Source organism: Chitinophaga eiseniae (genome assembly GCF_900167135.1).
Lineage (GTDB): Bacteria > Bacteroidota > Bacteroidia > Chitinophagales > Chitinophagaceae > Chitinophaga > Chitinophaga eiseniae.
Genome location: NZ_FUWZ01000002.1, coordinates 1,085,615 through 1,104,446, shown reverse-complemented (window position 1 = coordinate 1,104,446; position 18,832 = coordinate 1,085,615). Strand labels below are relative to the sequence as shown.

Annotated in this window: 17 protein-coding genes; 8 read left to right on the top strand and 9 right to left on the bottom strand. The window is 48.5% G+C overall.

Features of this window, described 5'->3' with window-relative positions:
* The first annotated feature begins 5 nt into the window (after nucleotides 1-5).
* On the top strand, nucleotides 6-554 hold the full coding sequence (gene lptC / locus B5D63_RS14090) for an LPS export ABC transporter periplasmic protein LptC (protein ID WP_078669422.1): 549 nt from the start codon (nucleotides 6-8) through the stop codon (nucleotides 552-554).
* Between the two features lie 227 nt (nucleotides 555-781).
* The gene (locus B5D63_RS14085; protein WP_078669421.1) at nucleotides 782-1,120 is read left to right on the top strand and encodes a tRNA-binding protein; all 339 of its coding nucleotides are present in this window, start codon (nucleotides 782-784) and stop codon (nucleotides 1,118-1,120) included.
* A gap of 1,063 nt (nucleotides 1,121-2,183) precedes the next feature.
* On the opposite strand, the gene B5D63_RS14075 is transcribed toward B5D63_RS14085, so the two are convergent.
* Entirely contained in the window at nucleotides 2,184-4,334 is a 2,151-nt protein-coding gene (locus B5D63_RS14075) for a S9 family peptidase (RefSeq protein ID WP_078670321.1), read from the bottom strand.
* Between the two features lie 307 nt (nucleotides 4,335-4,641).
* On the opposite strand from B5D63_RS14075, the gene lysS reads away from it, so the two are divergent.
* From lysS to B5D63_RS14060, 3 genes are all read left to right on the top strand, one after another.
* Complete coding sequence (gene lysS / locus B5D63_RS14070; protein WP_078669419.1) at nucleotides 4,642-6,150, top strand: lysine--tRNA ligase; 1,509 nt, start codon at nucleotides 4,642-4,644, stop codon at nucleotides 6,148-6,150.
* 301 nt (nucleotides 6,151-6,451) lie between these two features.
* A complete protein-coding gene (locus tag B5D63_RS14065) occupies nucleotides 6,452-7,285 on the top strand; it encodes a universal stress protein (protein WP_078669418.1) in 834 nt (277 codons plus the stop codon).
* Nucleotides 7,286-7,327: 42 nt separating this feature from the next.
* Nucleotides 7,328-8,089, top strand: coding sequence for a DUF4197 domain-containing protein (locus B5D63_RS14060; protein WP_078669417.1), 762 nt, complete (start codon nucleotides 7,328-7,330; stop codon nucleotides 8,087-8,089).
* Between the two features lie 158 nt (nucleotides 8,090-8,247).
* On the opposite strand, the gene B5D63_RS14055 is transcribed toward B5D63_RS14060, so the two are convergent.
* The gene (locus B5D63_RS14055; RefSeq protein ID WP_078669416.1) at nucleotides 8,248-9,126 is read right to left on the bottom strand and encodes a flavin reductase family protein; all 879 of its coding nucleotides are present in this window, start codon (nucleotides 9,124-9,126) and stop codon (nucleotides 8,248-8,250) included.
* 2 nt (nucleotides 9,127-9,128) lie between these two features.
* Nucleotides 9,129-10,142 (bottom strand): fumarylacetoacetate hydrolase family protein, encoded by a 1,014-nt coding sequence (locus B5D63_RS14050; RefSeq protein WP_078669415.1) that lies wholly within the window; start codon nucleotides 10,140-10,142, stop codon nucleotides 9,129-9,131.
* Between the two features lie 88 nt (nucleotides 10,143-10,230).
* Between B5D63_RS14050 and B5D63_RS14045 the strand changes: the two genes are divergently transcribed.
* The 3 genes from B5D63_RS14045 (at nucleotide 10,231) to B5D63_RS14035 (ending at nucleotide 13,481) form a co-directional block, all read left to right on the top strand.
* Nucleotides 10,231-11,361 carry a hypothetical protein gene (locus B5D63_RS14045; protein ID WP_078669414.1) on the top strand — a complete coding sequence of 377 codons (1,131 nt, stop codon included), beginning with the start codon at nucleotides 10,231-10,233 and terminating at the stop codon, nucleotides 11,359-11,361.
* A 38-nt stretch (nucleotides 11,362-11,399) separates the two neighbouring features.
* The gene (locus B5D63_RS14040) at nucleotides 11,400-12,647 is read left to right on the top strand and encodes a serine hydrolase (RefSeq protein ID WP_078669413.1); all 1,248 of its coding nucleotides are present in this window, start codon (nucleotides 11,400-11,402) and stop codon (nucleotides 12,645-12,647) included.
* Between the two features lie 177 nt (nucleotides 12,648-12,824).
* Nucleotides 12,825-13,481: a sterol desaturase family protein gene (locus B5D63_RS14035; RefSeq protein ID WP_078669412.1), complete on the top strand. Its 657-nt coding sequence runs from the start codon at nucleotides 12,825-12,827 to the stop codon at nucleotides 13,479-13,481.
* 140 nt (nucleotides 13,482-13,621) lie between these two features.
* Here the strand turns inward: B5D63_RS14035 and B5D63_RS14030 are convergent, their stop codons facing one another.
* The 6 genes from B5D63_RS14030 to B5D63_RS14005 all read right to left on the bottom strand — a co-directional run bounded on the left by B5D63_RS14030 (nucleotide 13,622) and on the right by B5D63_RS14005 (nucleotide 18,734).
* Nucleotides 13,622-13,969, bottom strand: a complete 348-nt coding sequence (locus tag B5D63_RS14030) for a hypothetical protein (RefSeq protein WP_078669411.1) — start codon at nucleotides 13,967-13,969, stop codon at nucleotides 13,622-13,624.
* Nucleotides 13,969-14,910 (bottom strand): DUF6263 family protein, encoded by a 942-nt coding sequence (locus B5D63_RS14025; protein WP_078669410.1) that lies wholly within the window; start codon nucleotides 14,908-14,910, stop codon nucleotides 13,969-13,971. Before B5D63_RS14025 ends, B5D63_RS14030 begins: the two co-directional genes overlap by 1 nt.
* Nucleotides 14,911-14,928: 18 nt before the next feature.
* Nucleotides 14,929-15,702, bottom strand: a complete 774-nt coding sequence (locus tag B5D63_RS14020) for a TIGR02757 family protein (RefSeq protein WP_078669409.1) — start codon at nucleotides 15,700-15,702, stop codon at nucleotides 14,929-14,931.
* Between the two features lie 194 nt (nucleotides 15,703-15,896).
* Nucleotides 15,897-17,036, bottom strand: coding sequence for a cystathionine gamma-synthase (locus B5D63_RS14015; RefSeq protein ID WP_078669408.1), 1,140 nt, complete (start codon nucleotides 17,034-17,036; stop codon nucleotides 15,897-15,899).
* A 357-nt stretch (nucleotides 17,037-17,393) separates the two neighbouring features.
* Complete coding sequence (locus B5D63_RS14010; RefSeq protein WP_143312903.1) at nucleotides 17,394-18,008, bottom strand: DUF2911 domain-containing protein; 615 nt, start codon at nucleotides 18,006-18,008, stop codon at nucleotides 17,394-17,396.
* Between the two features lie 96 nt (nucleotides 18,009-18,104).
* Nucleotides 18,105-18,734: an acyl carrier protein phosphodiesterase gene (locus tag B5D63_RS14005; RefSeq protein ID WP_159456024.1), complete on the bottom strand. Its 630-nt coding sequence runs from the start codon at nucleotides 18,732-18,734 to the stop codon at nucleotides 18,105-18,107.
* Between the last annotated feature and the right edge of the window lie 98 nt (nucleotides 18,735-18,832).

Sequence of the window (18,832 nt, the reverse complement as noted above, 5' to 3'; positions counted from 1 at the left end):
ACCGTATGATCGGGAAGAAACTCATATATCTGTGTATTGCGCTGACAGCGGTTGCCTGCGAAAATGATATCCAGGCGGTCATGGATTTTGATTCCAAGAAAGCAGCAGTGGAAAACGGTACCAATATCGAGGCCATCTTCAGTCAACGTGGTAAGGTTAATGCCAAGCTGACGGCTCCCGCCATGGAACGTAGCCTGGACAAGCCGTCGTATGTGAAATTCAAACAGGGGCTGAAAGTGCTCATGTTTAATGACACACTGGGCGTGGAAAGCACCCTCACCGCAGATACCGGCCGCTATATGGAAGACGAAGGCGCTATATTCCTGTCTAAAAATGTGGTGGTGGTGAATAAAAAAGGTGACCGGCTGAAAACGGATGAGCTAAACTGGGACCCGAAGAAAAAAGTATTCTATTCCACCAAGGAAGTATTTATAAAAACCCCCACCGATTCGCTGCATGGCTGGGGTTTGATTGCCAACGAAGACTTTACCGACAGAAAGATTATCAATGTAAGCGGCCCTATCACCGTACAGGACAGCCTGTCCATGCAATAGCCCGCTTCCGGAACGTATATAACGAAAGAACCCCACCTCTGCAGGTGGGGTTCTTTCGCTTTAACCTATTTTTTAACCTAAAATTTGTAATATTAAAAACAATAACTATGCCAGAGTGAGCTTTTGTGGGTGCAATTCAACACGTTGTCCGACCGTTCTTCACAAACTGATGTACGCTTTTGCTTTTTTGGCCGCAGTCCGTTATTTTTAAATAAAACGAGTATAAAATGGATTTGATCAACTGGCAGGATTTTGAGAAAATAGAAATGAGAATAGGCACCATTATCGAGGCGAATGATTTTCCCAAGGCACGTAACCCGGCCTATCAGCTGTTGATAGATTTCGGTCCGGAAATTGGCCGGAAAAGGTCTTCTGCACAAATCACCCGGCTATATCAGAAAGAAGAGCTGATCGGTAAGCAGATTATCGCCGTCGTAAATTTCCCCCCAAAACAAATCGCCAATTTTATCTCCGAATGCCTGGTGTTAGGCGTAGTGGGCGATGATAAGGAAGTTACCCTCCTGCAACCGGGCAAACCAGTTCAAAATGGCCAGCGGATCGCCTGAACTGCGGTGAGCTAAACGTACGGATACGGTCCGTCAACGCGCCCATTTAAAGGGTAAACGCTTAAAGTTATCAGGATACCGTCCTTCAAATCAAGAAAAAATTCAATTCAACTTGCGTTAAATCTACGTTATTTATTGTTCAGTAGGTGTTTATACATATTTATAAATAATAATTCTATATATTTATAATATTGCAATTTATTTAATATAATAGCATATTTACCATTATTCACTTTTCACGAACAATATTACAGCGTTCACGGAAATGGAAGCCTGAGACTAAATTCATCAGTATATCTTTGTTTTAGGTTTTTCATAGGATATGGTTAAAATTATTACAAGGGCGGTATTCTTACCACCCTTTTTTTATTTCCCTACCTCGTGTTACAGATGATTTATAATAAAATATACGTTTTATCATTTTTGTTAATGTTTTTCTTTTTAATGTAACTGCCCTCCTTTCATCTTACGCGAAACCACTCATCATTTTTACGTTTACCTTCCCGTTTCATGCGGTTACCTGCAATATCGCTGCACCCCATCTGGCCGGTTTTATCCTTAAATTGAAGGTCTTTCTAACATAAGTGTATGATAGTCAAGTTTATATATCAAAATCAGATACATTATAATTAAATCGCAATCGTTTAACTGCAATATGCGTTCACCGTCTTTTTTGCCACGTTCCCCGAAAAAAATATATCATTCACAAAAATGGCGCGACGTCTAATCTGAAAAACGCCCACCTTTGGGTTAGGTTTTTCAATAAAGATATGGTTAAAATTTTTCGGGGCTGTAGTCTTGCAGCCCTGTTTCTTTCTCCTAAAACCTGAAATCTTCTCTAACACCGATTCCCTTTACCAGACAATCAATTCATTCCGTTTTAACCCATAAAGATTTTTTGGTCCTATTTACTTTGGTCCTGTTTATTCTTATCACCTGTGATGTCGTAATCTTATCTTTTGTGCGTTTATTTTCACTCCTTTATAGCAAAAAAAATGAGGTCCCGGAAAGGATATCATGCAGATATTTTTCCGGGACCTCGTATATGATGACCGCAGGTCGGTTATTTGGCAGAGAACTGTGCTGGTAAAGGCTTGTCCAGCAGGTAGTTATAGATGAACCGTGCCGTTTCTGAGGAAGCGTGTTTTGCATTTGGTCCTCTCCATCCGTGGCGTTCGCCGGGATACAGCATAAATTCAAAATGTTTGTTCAGGCTTTGCAGTTTGTCTGCCAGCTGAATTACATGCTGCATATGCACGTTATCGTCCATTGTACCATGGGCCATACGGAGCAGGCCTTTGTACCGGTCGGCGTATGTCATCACGGAAGTGATTTTGTAGCCTTCAGGGTTCTCGGCCGGCGTATCCATGTAGCGTTCTGTATAGTGGCTGTCGTACAGTTGCCAGTCGGTAACGGCGTAGTTGGCCATCCCGTGGGTAAATACATCGGAGCCATAGGTCAGGGCCATATCGGTCATATAACCGCCAAAGCTGCCGCCGGTCATGCATATTTTGGACGGATCAGCCCAGGGTTGTGTGCGCAGCCACATGGCGGCATCCATATAATCTTCAATTTCATATTTGCCCAGCTGGCGATGGATGTAGTTCATCCCTATTTTGCCCAGGTGGCCGCTGCTGCGGTTGTCGATGGCTACCTGTATAACACCTTCCTGTGACCACCACTGGGAAGCGGGGCTGAATTTCCAGGTATCATAAACGGTGCCTGCATTAGGACCGCCATAGATACTGATCAGGACCGGGTATTTTTTGCCGGGTTGCAGGTGAACCGGCAGGATGATGGTCATGGGCAGTACCAGTCCGTCCCGCGTTTTGTATGTCGTCAGTTCCGTTTTGGTCAGATTGTACTGATCAAATTTGCTGCCTTTGGCGTTACCGAGTTCGCGGACCACCTTGCCGTTATTGTCCAGCAGCGCCATACGCTCAGGGGTTTGCAGGTTGGAGTAGGTGGTAATGAAATATTTGCCACCAGGCGCCATGCTGATCACATGGTTATAGTTGCCGAAGGTCAGGCGGGTAATAGCGCCCGTTTTCATGCTTACTTTATACAGATCAAACCTGGTGGAGGCTTCTTTACGGGCGGTAAAGTAGATCAGCTGATTTTTTTCGTCGGTGCATACCACGTCTTTTACGGTCCAGTTGCCGCTGGTCAGCTGTTTTTTCAGCGAGCCGTCCATGTTATGAAGATAGAGATGCGACCAGCCGGTTTTATCGCTCTGCAGCAGGAAGCCCTGGTTGTTTTGCAGGAAAGGAACGGCATCAAACCAGTCGATCCATGTTTTTTGGGTTTCGCTGTAGATTTCTTTTTTGGCGCCGGTTTTCGGATCGATGCTGTATATCTTCAGGTTGTCCTGGCCGCGGGGCATCCACTGCATCCAGAGTTGTTTGCTGTCGGCCGTCCAGAAGGGCATACCGAAGTATTGATCGTCGTTTTCGTTGAAGTCGGCCCACACGGTGCTGCCACCTTCTACAGGCACTACGCCTACTTTTACCGCCGGGTTAGGGTCGCCGGCTTTGGGATAGCGGGTGTTTTCGAGATAGCCATGTTGTCCTCTTTCGCTGTAGATGGGGAATACGGGCACTTTGGTGTCGTCAAAGTGCATATAGGCGATCTGTTTACTGTCGGGGCTCCACCAGAAGGCGCGGTAGCGGGTGGGGCGACCGAGGATTTCTTCAAAGTACACCCAGGAAGACCATCCGTTGTAGATCACGTCTGTTCCGTCGCTGGTATAGCGGGTTTCCTTTTTGGAGGTTATTTCCACGCTATACAGGTCATTATTGCGGGTAAAGGCCACATGTTTTCCGTCCGGCGAAAGGGTGGGGTTCTTTTCTACCAGGGTGTCGTTCGTCAAGCGGATATTGCTGCCGTCGGCAGCTTTGTAGAAAATGTCCCGGTCGCGTACTTCCACGCTGGGGCCATCTACCGGTGCGGTGTATACGGTGGCGGCGCCGGTGCGGGCGTCCACTTTCATGGCCTGAAAACGGCCGGATGCGGGAAGAACGCGCATTTCCAGGTAATGGTCAGCGTCTGCCCAGCCTTTCAGGACCGGCAAAGGTTGGGTAATATCGGTGGTCTGGCCTCTGAACGCCTGTTCAAAGGTAACATCCTGCTGCTGTGCCTGTAAACGCGGCGCGGCAGCCAGTAACATGGCGGCGCTGCCCAGGCAGGCGGGTGTAAACCATGATAAGCTTCTCATAATAGACAGTTGATTTTTGTTGATGTTGGCGGGCGAAAATAAGCATAACTCAAAAATACCCCTCAACAAATCCATAAACGGCCGGTCTGCCGGCGCCATTTATCCGCCGGGAAACGCCATTTACGCAATAGTTAACAGCAATCCCTAAATCCCCACTGTTTATAGCAGTAGAACAGGCTACCTTTAAGCCGGTTTTCATAGGATATGGTCAAAAAATAAGAGGGCTGTAGTCTTACAGCCCTTTTCCGTAAGATTGTCCCCATAATCAGTTATTTTTGCACTCCATTTGGCATTTACAAATAATCACATGACACAATTATCTGAGCAAGAGATTATACGCCGGGAAAAATTACAGGAGCTGCAAAAACTGGGCATCGACCCCTACCCTGCGGCAGAATACCCGGTCAATGATACTTCCGTTAACATAAAAGAGAACTATTCGGAAGCCACTAAGGAGCAATTCCAGGATGTATGCCTGGCAGGTCGTATCATGAGCGTTCGTGATATGGGCAAGGCCGCTTTTGTGGAACTCCAGGACAAGGCTGGCCGTATCCAGCTGTATGTACGCCGCGACGACATCTGTCCCGGTGAAGACAAGACCGCGTACGATGTTGTTTTCAAGAAACTGATGGATATCGGCGATATCATCGGCGTAAAAGGCTATGCCTTTATCACCAAAACCGGTGCTACCTCCATTCACGCAAGGGAAGTGAGCATACTGTCCAAATCCCTGCGTCCGCTGCCGATCGTGAAATCCGTAGAAGGACAGGTGTTTGACGAGGTGACCGATCCGGAATTCAAATACCGTCAGCGTTATGTGGACCTGGTGATCAACCCGGAAGTGAAAGACGTGTTCGTAAAAAGGACCAGAATCCTCCAGACCATCCGCGATTTTTATAATAACCTGGGTTACCTGGAAGTGGAAACGCCCATCCTGCAGCCTATCCCTGGCGGTGCTACCGCCCGCCCGTTCGTAACACATCACAACGCGCTGGATATGCCGCTGTACCTGCGTATTGCGAACGAATTATACCTGAAACGCCTGATCGTTGGCGGGTTTGAAGGGGTATACGAATTTGCGAAAGACTTCCGTAACGAAGGCATGGACCGTACCCATAACCCGGAATTTACCGTAATGGAGATGTACGCCGCCTACAAGGACTACGAATGGATGATGCGCACCACCGAAACGCTGCTCGAAAAAGTAGCCGTAGCGCTGCATGGTACTACGGAAGTACAGGTGGGCGATAAAACTATTGACTTCAAAGCGCCCTTCCGCCGCGTGCCTATGTACGACGCGATTAAAGAACATACCGGCTTCGATATCACCGGCATGGACGAAGCACAGCTCCGCGAGGTGTGCAAACAACTGGGCATCCATGTAGACGCCAAATTCGGTAAAGCCAAACTGATCGATGAGATCTTTGGCGAAAAATGCGAAGGCCACTACGTGCAGCCAACCTTTATCACCGATTACCCGGTGGAAATGAGCCCGCTGACAAAAAAACACCGTAGCAAAGCCGGACTGGTAGAACGTTTTGAACTGATTGTCAACGGTAAAGAGATCGCCAACGCCTACAGTGAGCTGAACGATCCTATCGACCAGCGCGAACGCTTCGAAGAACAGGTGCAGCTCATGGAACGTGGCGATGATGAAGCCATGTACATCGACTACGATTTCCTCCGTGCCCTGGAATACGGCATGCCGCCTACTTCCGGTATCGGTATTGGTATCGACCGTCTGACTATGCTGATGACCAACCAGCCGTCCATCCAGGACGTACTGTTCTTTCCGCAAATGAAGCAGGAAAAATAGTCACGCAAAGGACCATAAGCTTTTAGCGGATAGTAAGCCCGCAAAGAAATAAAAGACCACATTTTGTTGTTTATATTAGTTTATGTTAATATGATCAACAAAATGTGGTCTTCTTTTTATAAAAAAGGAACATAATATGATCTTCGATCCTTTGCGATCTTAAAACCCGCTGCGATCTTATGATTTCTTTGCGTGAAAAATTTCCGGCATTAAATTTTCTATACCCTTTCAGAAAGCGCTCAGATGCCGTGTCACATCGTTAACTTTAAGTAATGCTTTTCTGTATCTTAAAATTAGTCATATGAAAACGATACTTGTACCCACTGATTTTTCTGATACCGCCTATAATGCAGCTACTTATGCGCTGGCGATGGCCCCACGGCTAAATGTTGACCGTATCGTGCTTTACCATGCCTATGAGCTGATTGTTCCTATTCCGGATGTGCCTACCGCCATTCCGATGGTCAATCCGGATGATCTGCGGATCGCTTCCCAGGAAGGACTGGACAAAATGCAGAAAGAGCTTGCGCCGCTGGCAGGCGCCGGTGTGAGCATCGTGACGAGGGCGGACAACACACTGCTGGCAGCTACTATTGACGATGTGGTAAAACAGGAAGAAGCAGCGCTGATCATCATGGGCATCACCGGTGGCAGCAAAATGGAAGAGATACTGGTAGGTTCCAATACCATCGACGTGGTGAAACATACCTCCTGCCCGGTGCTGATCGTTCCGGGAAAAGCAACCTTTAAAGGCATTACGAAGATTGTATTTGCCTGCGATCTGCGCCAGGTGGCCGATACTACGCCGATCGCCCCGCTGAAGAAGCTACTGGCCGCATTTCATGCGGAGCTGCATGTGATCAACATAGACCATGAAAGCAGGCACTTCTCCACAGATACGCCTTTTGAAACACTGATGCTGGATACGCTGCTGGAAGATTATAAGCCGGAATATCATTTTGTGGACAACCCGGATGTGGTGCAGGGGATCACGGAATTTGCGGAAAGCATACAAGCCGACCTGATTCTTACCATTCCTAAAAAACATGGTCTGTTTGAACGGATCTTTAAACGCAGTAATACTGCTAAACTGGCCTACCAGACACACATTCCGCTGCTGACGATACACGAATAAATTTTATATATTTGAAACATTAATACATATCATCACAACATTATGCTGAAAAAAACACTGTTGGTTCTCCTGGGCGTTGGCTGTATGCACGCCAGTCAGGCACAATTGCTGAACAAACTGAAAAAGCTCAAAAATTCCAGCTCCACCACTACAAACACTACTGCTACGTCCACTAAAGGCGGCGGTGGCAGCTTCACCGAAAATGAAGCTGGTTCTGCCATTAAGGAAGCGCTGGCGAAAGGTGTTGCCAATGGTATTGCCAACCTCAATAAAACGGACGGCTTCTTTGGTAATGAACTGTATAAATTGTTATTGCCTCCTGATGCGGTGAAAATCGGTAACACCCTGCGCGCTATCGGTTTAGGCCCACAGGTGGACCAGGCTATCCTGCAGATCAACCGCTCCGCGGAAAAAGCAGTAGGATATGCTGCGCCCATCTTTGTGAATGCCATCAAACAAATGACGCTCACGGATGCGATCAACCTGGTAAAAGGTGGCAATAATTCCGCTACCGAATTTTTCAAAAGCAAAACCACTGACCAGCTGAAAGCCGCTTTCTCTCCCGTAGTGAAAGGTTCGCTTGACAGCACCAGCGCTACCCGCTACTATTCAGACATCGTGACTACATACAACAAACTGCCGACGACGTTCAATAAAGTGAACCCTAACCTGCAGGACTATGTGACCACGATGGCAGTGAACGCACTGTTCGACCAGATCGGTAAGGAAGAAGCTGCGATCCGCGCCAATCCCGCCGCCAGAACGACTGATATCCTGAAAAAGGTGTTTGGAAACGTCCTGTAGTTGCCCGCAAAGACGCAAAGCAGCAAAGAACGCAAAGATTTTTAAGACTAAATAAGAAAACAAAGGGGCGAAGATCAAATCTGATCTTCGCCCCTTTGTTTTCTTTGCTCGCTTAAATATCCTTTGCGTTCTTTGCTGCTTTGCGTCTTTGCGGGCAACTACGCGCTGAGCAATACCTGCCAGGCCTCTCCTACCTTGTTCGCCTCCAGCAGCTGCTTAGCATAGTGATGCAGCTCGCGCTCCATCTCATCCGGTGTAAGACTGTAATACTGGATGATGTTTTTCAGGTGATGATCTTCAAATGTCGGATCTACAAAAGGCATTTCATGTACGTTGCCGAGTTTGCCCAGGTCATTACCACTAAGGATCGTGCTGTTGCGTATGGATAACGGTAACGCATCTACGCCTATGCCGAGTTGTGTGTTGGGTTTGGGCACTTCAAAGACGGCATCACCGGAGGCGCGGCAATAGTAGTCGCCGCCCATGCGGGCTACCAGATCGATCTTTTGCGGGTCTATCCGGCCTTTGGCATCGAAAATGTCATCATTGATATGGATCAGTACCGGTTCGCAGATCACGAGGTTGCCGGCGCCGCCCTGGTTGCCGGTTTCGATGATCTGTTTCACCACGCATTCCATCTGTACCGGGCTTTCCTTTACGCGAAGCGGTTTTATTTTTTCTGAAGGCACCGGTGTAAAGCCGGCCTTCACGAATTCGTCTACGCCCGGGGGATATTCGCAGCTGGCCAGTGATGTTTGCTGAACCATGTTGTAGGTAACCACGTTGATCACCACCTCGCGGGTAGTGTACACATTTTCCAGCGTGTGTTTGGTGGTGTTGTCACGCACGCGCCTGGATGGTGAAAATATCAGCGTTGGCGGATTGGTACCGAATATATTGAAGAAGCTGAAAGGCGATAAATTCGGCTGCCCATCCGCATTGATGGTGCTGGCAAAACAAATAGGACGTGGAGCTATGGCGCCCTGCAGATAAGCCTGCAGCTCGCTGGTCTTAATTTCGGACGGAACTACCTTCATGCCTATACGTTTTTCTTAAGTGCCAGTATAGAGAAGTCGGTGTCCTCTTTAACGATCGTGTTGGTAAGCGTGCCCAGTCCTTCTATTTCCATTTCCACCACATCGCCCGGTTGCAGCCATTGTTCGGTATAATTGGGATCATTGAGTTTTCCGGTGCCATTCAGTTCCAGGAAACAGCCGGTACCTACGGTGCCGCTGCCGATCACATCGCCGGGCATAATGTTGACGCCATAAGCGCAACGTTCCACGATCTCTGCAAACGTCCAGTCCATATCGCCCATGTTGCCTTCGCTGACCTGTATGCCATTGACTTTACAGGTCATTTTCAGGTTGTAGTTATTGCCGGTATGCCCGGGTTTGGCGGCAACCAGGAACTCTTCCAGTTCGTCCGGCGTTACCAGCATAGGACCTATCACGGTGCTGAAGTCTTTTCCCTTGGCGGGTCCCAGGTTGAGTTTCATCTCTTCCATCTGCAGGGTACGGGCGCTCATATCGTTCATGATCATAAAACCCCCGATGTAGTCATCCGCTTCCGCTGCGGTAATATTGCGGCCGGCTTTGCAGATCACGATCGCTGCTTCCAGCTCAAAATCCAGCTTGTCGAAATGGTCCGGCATACAGTGAATATCGCCGGGGCCCTGGATAGCATTGTGATTGGTGAAATAAAAGATAGGATATTGATCAAACTCGGGGATCATCTCTACCTTACGGTTTCTCCGGGCGGCAGCCACGTGTTGCCGGAAAGCATAACCATCGCGGCAGGAAGTAGGGAATGGTACAGGAGACAGCAACTGTACGCTCTCCACCGGGATACCTTTGGCGGTGCCCGGATGTTTGCCGGCTTTCAGGCTGGCATCAGCCTGGCGGGCCACATCGATCACGTCTTCCCACATCATCAGGAACATTCCCATGTTATTGGGCAGGTCCGGATGCAGTTCCTGGGTGTTGTATAACTGCCCGTTGACAAGGATGGCCAGCTGGTCTGTTTCCTCTCTTAAATAACTTACAAGTTTCATGATTTGTATTGTTCTGGTTGTATGATTGACCAAATATAAGGATGCTCCTGCGGTTTTTTTGTATAATTTAGGAAGATAAATACCTGTTATGAAATCCCTTTTATGGCCCCTTTGCCTGCTGTTTGTGCTGCCGTTGGCAACCACAGCGCAGTCATCTTCCCGTTATACCATCTCCCCATTGGCCAGGCTACCGGCCGACAGCCTCCTGAAAACAAGGCTCCTGGTAAGCCTGGACGGATTTCTGAAAGATAAAGACCATCCCGGTCAGCCCTCCGTTTACATGGACACGGCGTACCTCAGGGGCGACAGGATGGGCTTCGAAGAAATAGTAAAAGTGGAGAACAGCGCCCAAAGCAGGGACACCAATTTCTACAAGGCGCAACTGCAGAATGTAATAAAGCTCAGGGCGGAAGGGGAATACCTGGTTAAACTGGGTTTCGTAGGGATGGCCGGCGATCAGCCGGTGGTTCGCATGATATACAATGTTATCGCCAGGGACAGGCAGGACCGCTTTGTTTTTTACCCGGTCCGCGACTATGTGGTCAAAGACTGGAAGCAGCAGCAGGTAGGTAATATTCATTACCTGTATCCCTATACGCTGGATATGAATGCGGCGCGGCGCTTCGATCGTTTTAACACCGAGGTGGCCGGCTGGTTTGGCGTAAAGCCGGTAAAGCTGCACTATTACCATTGCAGCGATGCGCTGGAGCTGCTACGGGTGAAAGGAGTGGATTATAATGCTACCACCAGCCACCTGCAGCGGGGAGATGCAGACACGGAAAATAATATCTTTATGAGCGGGGTGGGTAGTCCCTGGTATGGACATGACCTTATCCACTTCTACTGTGATAAATTTCTTTCCCAGCCAAGGAACAGGGCCATGGAGGAAGGACTGGCGTATTATGCCGACGGTGGCTGGGGCGAATCTTATGCCACCTGTCTGGGTGTACTGAAGAAATATGCTGCCGACCATTCGGCGGAAGACCTGTACCAGGTTTTTAAAAACAATGTCAGCGTGGGAGATATCAACCTGAAGTATACGATCAATGCTTTATTGCTGGAGGAGGTGATACGCCGGCACGGGGTCCCGAAGGCGCTGAAGATGCTGATGGCCGGGAATAACGATGCAGGACTGGAACAATTGCTCCGGATGCATTTCGGGCTTACGCCGGCTAATTTTAACGAAAACATCAGGAAGCGCTTAACTGCCAGCCGATAATTTTATATTTTGGTAGTCAGAACCACTATCGCTGCTCTATGATGCGTCACTGTTTGCTGTTGTTGCTTTGCGGCAGCCTGTCGCTGGTACAGGCACAGCCCCGTACAGATACCCTGCTGAAAAACATGTTCGACCGCGAGGCTACCCCGCTGTTGCGACATATGCTGCAACACCCTGACTCTTTCCGGTATCAGCTGATTTATACCCAGATTGACCGGGATGCCAATAACCAGCCACATTTCACACATTACTATCTTCATGTGGACGCGGACCAGTATTTTAACCCGGCCAGTACAGTGAAGCTGCCCATCGCCCTGCTGGCGCTGGAGAAAATGAGGGCGCTCAAAGTCCGCGGACTGGATGGCAATACCACTATGCTGACCGACAGCAGCGGAAGCGGGCAATTAACCGTGCATACGGACAGTACGGCCAAAAACGGGCTGCCATCGATCAACCATTATATCAAACGGATTTTCCTGATCAGCGACAATGATGCCTATAACCGTTTGTACGAATTCGTGGGTCAGCAGTCCATTCATGAAAGGCTGTGGAAAAAAGGTTATAAGGATGTGCGTATTGTGCGGCGGTTTATGCCGTTGTCTGAAGAAGAAAACAGGCGTACCGGCGCCATCCGGTTTGTGAAAAACGGTAAGACGCTGTACAGTCAGCCGCCGGCCGTCAGCCGGCTGTCTTACGACTATAGCAGAAACATCCGGATAGGCGCGGGCTACATGGACAAAAATGAGCACCTGGTATCTGAGCCGATGGATTTCACGAAGCATAATAACCTGCCGCTGCAGCAACTGCAACAGATGCTGCAATCGGTGATCTTCCCGCAGTCGGTACCGGCGGCGCAGCGTTTCCAATTAGCCCCGCAGGATTACCGGTTCCTGTACCGGTATATGTCTGAATACCCTTCTGAAAGCGCAGATCCCGTTTATGACACTACCGAATACTTCGACAGCTATACGAAGTTTTTCCTTTTTAAGGGTACCGGACACCATGTGCCATCTCATATGCGGGTCTTTAATAAAACCGGCTGGTCTTACGGCTTCCTGACGGATGCTGCTTACATCGTTGATTTTGAGCATAATATCGAGTTTATGCTCACCGGAACGGTGTATGTGAACCGCGACGGTATTTTAAATGATGATAAATATGAATATGAAACTGAAGGGTATCCCTTTTTCCGGGATGCCGGCAATATTATTTATCAGTATGAGCTGCAACGGCAACGGGTTTACCAGCCGGACCTGAAGGCATTCCGGATCGACTACAGGCGGTAGCGGAGACTGGAGGTCATCAATATTGACGGATAAATTAAAAACTAAAAAGATCCCAATTAAGGTGAAGATTGTATTTTTGTGCCTGAAATCGGCAGATAGGCATGGCTACCTGCCGGGGTAAAATAAGAGGGGTTTTATTCATTTTCCCGTGACTGTTGCGCGTTAAAACTGGGATTCATGAAATTTGAAAAGATTAAGAACAAAGGACAGGCAAGATTATTTGAAAGCCAGTACCTCGAGATGCTGACCAAGACGCATCCCCTGGTGATCTGGGGAATGTATTTGCCCATTATTGGCTATATGCTTTATTATAGTCATGACACCTTAGGCTTTGAAGTGAGCACGGTGATATCAATATTCGTAGGCGCCATGTTATTCTGGTCGTTCTTCGAGTATATCATGCACCGGTTTATTTTCCACTTTGCCAGCGACAGCCCGAGAGTGCAGCGCTTTATTTACGTGATGCACGGTAACCACCACGAATATCCGAGAGACAAACAGCGTTTGTTTATGCCGCCGGTGCCAAGCCTGATCCTGGCTTCTGTGATCTTCGGCAGCCAATACATTTTTCTGCGGCAGTACACTTTCATGTTTTTCCCCGGTTTTCTGCTGGGCTATCTGATTTATGGCAGCATGCACTATGCTATCCATGCCTGGAACCCGCCTTTCAGGTTTATGAAGCCGCTGTGGCGTAATCACCACCTGCATCATTATAAGAGCGAAGACAAAGGTTTTGGGGTAAGCTCAGCTTTCTGGGACCGGGTATTCGGAACTTTCTTTGATCTGGACAAGGAGAAGGAAGACAAAGAGAAAGTAAAAGAGCTTATGTTTTAATGTAGAGATTTTTTGATTTACGATTTTTTGATTTTATAGATTTACAAAAGGAGAAGACCGAAGCGAGTTGACAACCGCTTCGGTCTTCTCTTTTTATTGCAGAAATCAAAAAATCGTAAATCAAAAAATCCGTAAATGAATCACCATCTTTCTTCATCGTCCGGCAGGTCGTCTTGCCGGAACGCTTCACGGGAAGCTATTTTCTGCAGCTGTCGTTCGATGATCAGCGCCGCGATGGGCCGGTAGGGATCAGTGCCTTGCCGGGCGGCATACGCCAGTATCTGTCTCACTTTTTTCTCTGATACATCAATCCGGTAGAGGAGAAAGATAAACTGTTGCAGATCGGTACTGATGAGATATTCCAGTCTTCTGCCCAGTATTTCCTCCAGTTGAGCGTAACTGATATTGCCCGGGGGCACGCTGACATCAAACGTCTGTTGCGTCCAATTGGCTGTCTCCTGGAGATACGGTACAGGAAAGCTGTTCATTATTTCATCTGTTTAATTTTGTAGGACGCGTTGGTGACAACTTTCACCGGCACTTTCAGGTCGCGTTTAATGCCTTTGGCCTTATTTACTTTATAGGTGTAGTTACCGTTCATTTCGGTATTCTGAACGCAGATGCTGGGCATGCCGCTGCTGCGCATCACCAGGTAATTGGACGAAGTGGTGCCGCTGATTTCGGCGGTGGCCTTAATATCGTCTTCGAGGGTGAGGGTTTGTACCTTGTCGGTATTTATTTTGGAGGTGCCGCCGATTTTAGCGGTCTGCGTGTCCCAGGTCTGGAGGTTCCAGTAGAGATCTATCCTGCCAATGAGGCCGCCACGAAGAGGAACGCTTTCTTCCCATTGGGTGCCGGTTTTGATGCCATGAGCCGGGTACATGATCAGCAGCTGTTCCAGCCAGGCGCGGAAGGCATCGCTACCAAACTGGTCTTTCATCAGTTTTTTATAGGCTTCCTGCTCGTCTTTTTTCAGGGTACTGAAAGCGGCGGTAGCGTTGTCCAGCAGGTTGTCGAGGCCGTCGATCTTTGTGATAACGCCGGTGCTTTGCAGCTCCACGGTGAAGGGCTGGTTCAGCAGTTTCTGCAGGCCAGCCTGAAAAGGTTCATCCGGTTTGCTCACTTTGGCATCCACGAAGATGTTCTGGTTTTTAGCGTTGAAATTGAATCGCAGTTCTTTATACCGGAACGTCAGTGTGGCTTTGCCGGGTATTACATCGGTGATATCGATGGTGATGATATTGTTGTAGTCGCGGGTAACCCTTTGCTGTGCTTCATTAATGGTGGTATAGGTCTCTGTACGGCTTTTCTGTTCCAGTTCAAACTGTTCTCCTTTGTTGAAGCTGTAGTTGATGGACATATAGTCCTGCGCCTGTGAGGTGAAGGACAATGTCAGGAAAGTAGCAATGGCGCCCAATAATTTTTTCATTACTGTAATTTATTTTAATCAAACATACTTTTCGATCACACCTAGTCCAAAGAGGGCGAAGTCGTATTTGGCCGGGTCTTCCGGGTCCAGTTTTTTGAGCTCATGGGTGAGCGCTACGGCTGTTTTCCAGTCTGACTTCCCGTCTGATATCAGTCCCAGCCTGGTGGCCACGCGGCTTACGTGAACATCCATGGGGCATACCAGTTGTGATGGTGAAATATGTTGCCACAGCCCAAAATCCACGCCATTTTCATCTTTTCGCACCATCCAGCGCAAATACATGTTCAATCGTTTGCATGCGGAATGTTTGGCGGGGGAAGAGATATGTTTTTCTGTACGGGCGGGATGCTCGAGGGAGAAAAACATTTTATGGAAGCCGATAAGGGCTTTTTCAACATTTTCATCCTGTGGGCTGAGGTGTCCGCTGAAGGCGAATTCGAGGGAGGTGATGTTGGTATAGTAATGCTGGAGGAATTCCACGAAATACAGGAGGTCAACTCCGTTGAAGGTCCGGTGGCAGAAGGTCATCAGCTTCATGCGGTCGCGCGGGTCATGGTTGCGGATGTAGTCATAGGGCGCGTTGTCCATATGCCGCATCAGTTCCGTGCATTTGTTGATGATGCTGGTGCGGTTGCCCCAGGCCAGTATGGCGGCAAAGAAGCCGGCTATTTCTATGTCCTGCAGTTCGCTGAAGCGGTGCGGGATGCAAATGGGGTCATTTGCAATGAAATCCGGGTGATTATAGGTTGCCGCTTTCGCATTCAGGAAGTCCTTCAGTTGTTGGATCTTCATAGTGTGTCACATGTAACATCTGCAGCCTGGCTATACGCGTCAGCCACCTGCGCTGTTGCCTGAGGGCAACAGCGCAGGTGGTTTGATTCGTCAGCGCTGATAAAATAGGCTGTGGATATGGTCCAGGAAAAAAATATATACTTCGTAAAGATAATTTTTAACCGGTAAGAATTAAAATCAGATTGATGAGCGTGTTATCCGATAGCCTGGTTGAGGTCTGCTATCAGGTCATCCACGTCTTCAATGCCTACGCTCAGGCGGATCAGGGAATCTGCCAGCCCGTTTTTAATACGTTCTTCCCGGGGGATGGAGGCATGAGTCATGCTGGCCGGATGCCCGATCAGCGACTCTACGCCGCCCAGCGATTCTGCCAGCGAAAACAGGTGGGTGTGGCTCAGTACCCGGTTGGCGGCCTCAAGGTTGTCGTCTTTCAGGGTAAAAGACATCATACCGCCAAAGCCCCGCATCTGCCGTTTGGCGATATCGTAATTGGGATGATCGGTAAAGCCGGGCCAGTATACCCTGTCCACCTTGTCATGGTTGCGCAGGAAATGGGCGATTTTTTCTCCGTTTTCGCAGTGGCGCTGCATCCGTACATGGAGGGTTTTGATGCCCCGCAGCACCAGAAAGCAGTCCTGTGGACCCGGTACGGCGCCGCAGCTGTTTTGTATAAAATACAGTTGCCTGGCCAGGTCTTCGTTTTTAACGATCACAGCACCATGCACCACGTCGCTGTGGCCGCCCAGGTATTTGGTGGCGGAATGCAATACGATGTCTGCTCCCAGGTCCAGCGGATTTTGCAGGTACGGAGAAGCGAAAGTATTGTCTACGCAGAGCAAAATATCGCTCTTTTGGGCTATTTGCGCCACGGCTGCTATGTCGATGATGTTCAGGAGTGGGTTGGTAGGCGTTTCGAGCCAGATCATTTTAGTTTTGGGGGTGATATGCGCTGCCACGCCGGCTGCGTCTTTCATGCCCACAAAAGAGAACTTAATGCCGTAACGTTCAAATACTTTGGTGAAAATACGATAGGTACCGCCGTATAAGTCGTTGGTAGCCACTACTTCATCGCCGGGTGACAGCAGCTTCATCACTGCGTCGGTAGCGGCGAGCCCGCTGCCGAAATTTATACCATGGGTGCCGTTTTCAATGGCTGCCAGTGCGTTTTGGAGGGCGTCGCGGGTGGGGTTCTGGGTGCGGGCGTATTCGTACCCTTTGTGCTCCCCCGGGGCGCTCTGTACATAGGTGGAGGTTTGAAAGATAGGCGTCATAATGGCCCCTGTGGAGGGATCGGGCGCTACACCTGCGTGTATGAGTTTAGTACCCAGCTTCATGTCTTAAATATTTTATAATGAACAATTTCTGGTGGTTTTTCAAATATACTCCCTTTTGTGATTGGAACATTTTAGCAAGCACGGCAATTATTGTCCGATTTAGCAGTCCTGAAACTGTTGATGGAATGATTTAGCACGCTTACGAGGATTTTTATATCGTTCACCAAATGAACTATAACGGGTATGGATATTCGATATACATTCGTGTAGGTTTTTCATAGGATATGGTTAAAATTCTTAGGGCGGTAGTCTTACCGCCCTTTCCTTTTTCTGAAATATTACACACTATATAAAAGACAAATGGCCCAACGATACAGATATCGTTGGGCCATTTGTCTTTTTATCTTGTGGGAGGCGTTATTTTTTAGCACCGCTTTTAGCACCGCTTTTGGCGCCGCCGTCTGTCCACCGGATGGGCAGACTTACACTTACCTTGTCCCAGGCGATGATGAGGTTGGCGCCCGGGTCGCCTTTTTCAAATACCATCGTGAAGGCATCCAGTGGGGTGTCCAGCGGTGTTACAGGGAGAGCTGTTCTCACCACGTCTTTACGCTGGTCATATTTGAAAGCTCCCCAGATATCTATTTCCCTGTTCAGGATAATAGTCCATGTTTTTTCAGTAGGGATGGCGTACAGGGTGTAACGTCCTTTCGGAACATTTTTGCCCGCGATGACCACCGGCCGGAAAAATTCTATTTCTGTGGCTTCGTTGGCGCCCAACCGCCATATTTTCCCATATTCTTCCAGATTGCCAAAGATCTCTCTTCCTTTTGTTTGCGGCCTGCTGTAAATAACCCTGGCTACCAGCGCGCCGGGTTCTCCTTTTACCTTTACCACATAGGGATACATCGGCGGGTAGTACACCATGTCCATGGGGCTGGCATCGAGTGGTGGCAATTTTTTATCCTGAGCTCCTGCGTTGGCGGCGAATAGTCCCAGTACAAAGGCGAAAATGATGGCTTTTTTATACATCCTGTGAAACTTTATTTTCTTTTAAAACAAACTTGCGGCCCCAAACCTAGAATTTTTTACCGAATCCGGAAAGTAACCGGGCTTTTTAACAAGCCCTTAGCGGTTTTCGTTTTGTAACAAATTTTCCACATATGTCTGAAGCTCAGGGAAAAAAGCCTGGTAACAGCCTCTCAGCGCTTCATAATGTTCCAGGAAAACGGCAAAAATAACGGCTGGACTGCTTTCCAGTCCTTTGGCCCGGGAGCTGATGCCCCGGAAAGCCCGTTCCATGCCTTCGTTACCGCGGTAATTATATAACCAGTTGAACTGCTGCATGTATTTAAACATCTCCAGGAATCTTTCCGGCAGCACTTCCTGCTGATTATTAATAATAGTATATACCTCCGCAGCAAAGTCATACAGGCTGTCTTCAGAAAAGCGGGAATTGTCCACTGCCAGGAAGTGATCATATACCAGGTCGGTAAATACGCCGCTGTAAAGGCCGCAGGCGGGGCGGAAAAAAGATTTGGCCCGGGAGGTGACCGGATGCTGGTCTGTAAAGGTGTCAATTGCCCGGTGCAACCGGATACCCTCCTGCACATCAGGGCTGTACAGCGCCAGCTGCTGCCGGCCTTTTACATAATCCGCGATCAGGTTGCCGGTGATCAGTGCCGGCCGGTGGAAAGAGAGAAAAGCGTGTGCCAGGTAGTTCATAATAAAGCCGTTCTGGTGTTTTTGACCAGACAAATGTAACGATCGTTTTGCCATTGATGGGCAGGCCATGCCGGTTTTCACGTTGAACCACATTTCTCATCCACTTTAACACAACCTTAACACTCGTCCAT

Excerpts from the sequence above, each read along its gene's own strand:
- lptC (WP_078669422.1), top strand. The coding sequence starts at position 6 with ATGATCGGGAAGAAACTCATATATCTGTGTATTGCGCTGACAGCGGTT.
- B5D63_RS14085 (WP_078669421.1), top strand. The coding sequence starts at position 782 with ATGGATTTGATCAACTGGCAGGATTTTGAGAAAATAGAAATGAGAATA.
- B5D63_RS14075 (WP_078670321.1), bottom strand. The coding sequence starts at position 4,334 with ATGAGAAGCTTATCATGGTTTACACCCGCCTGCCTGGGCAGCGCCGCC.
- lysS (WP_078669419.1), top strand. The coding sequence starts at position 4,642 with ATGACACAATTATCTGAGCAAGAGATTATACGCCGGGAAAAATTACAG.
- B5D63_RS14065 (WP_078669418.1), top strand. The coding sequence starts at position 6,452 with ATGAAAACGATACTTGTACCCACTGATTTTTCTGATACCGCCTATAAT.
- B5D63_RS14060 (WP_078669417.1), top strand. The coding sequence starts at position 7,328 with ATGCTGAAAAAAACACTGTTGGTTCTCCTGGGCGTTGGCTGTATGCAC.
- B5D63_RS14055 (WP_078669416.1), bottom strand. The coding sequence starts at position 9,126 with ATGAAGGTAGTTCCGTCCGAAATTAAGACCAGCGAGCTGCAGGCTTAT.
- B5D63_RS14050 (WP_078669415.1), bottom strand. The coding sequence starts at position 10,142 with ATGAAACTTGTAAGTTATTTAAGAGAGGAAACAGACCAGCTGGCCATC.
- B5D63_RS14045 (WP_078669414.1), top strand. The coding sequence starts at position 10,231 with ATGAAATCCCTTTTATGGCCCCTTTGCCTGCTGTTTGTGCTGCCGTTG.
- B5D63_RS14040 (WP_078669413.1), top strand. The coding sequence starts at position 11,400 with ATGATGCGTCACTGTTTGCTGTTGTTGCTTTGCGGCAGCCTGTCGCTG.
- B5D63_RS14035 (WP_078669412.1), top strand. The coding sequence starts at position 12,825 with ATGAAATTTGAAAAGATTAAGAACAAAGGACAGGCAAGATTATTTGAA.
- B5D63_RS14030 (WP_078669411.1), bottom strand. The coding sequence starts at position 13,969 with ATGAACAGCTTTCCTGTACCGTATCTCCAGGAGACAGCCAATTGGACG.
- B5D63_RS14025 (WP_078669410.1), bottom strand. The coding sequence starts at position 14,910 with ATGAAAAAATTATTGGGCGCCATTGCTACTTTCCTGACATTGTCCTTC.
- B5D63_RS14020 (WP_078669409.1), bottom strand. The coding sequence starts at position 15,702 with ATGAAGATCCAACAACTGAAGGACTTCCTGAATGCGAAAGCGGCAACC.
- B5D63_RS14015 (WP_078669408.1), bottom strand. The coding sequence starts at position 17,036 with ATGAAGCTGGGTACTAAACTCATACACGCAGGTGTAGCGCCCGATCCC.
- B5D63_RS14010 (WP_143312903.1), bottom strand. The coding sequence starts at position 18,008 with ATGTATAAAAAAGCCATCATTTTCGCCTTTGTACTGGGACTATTCGCC.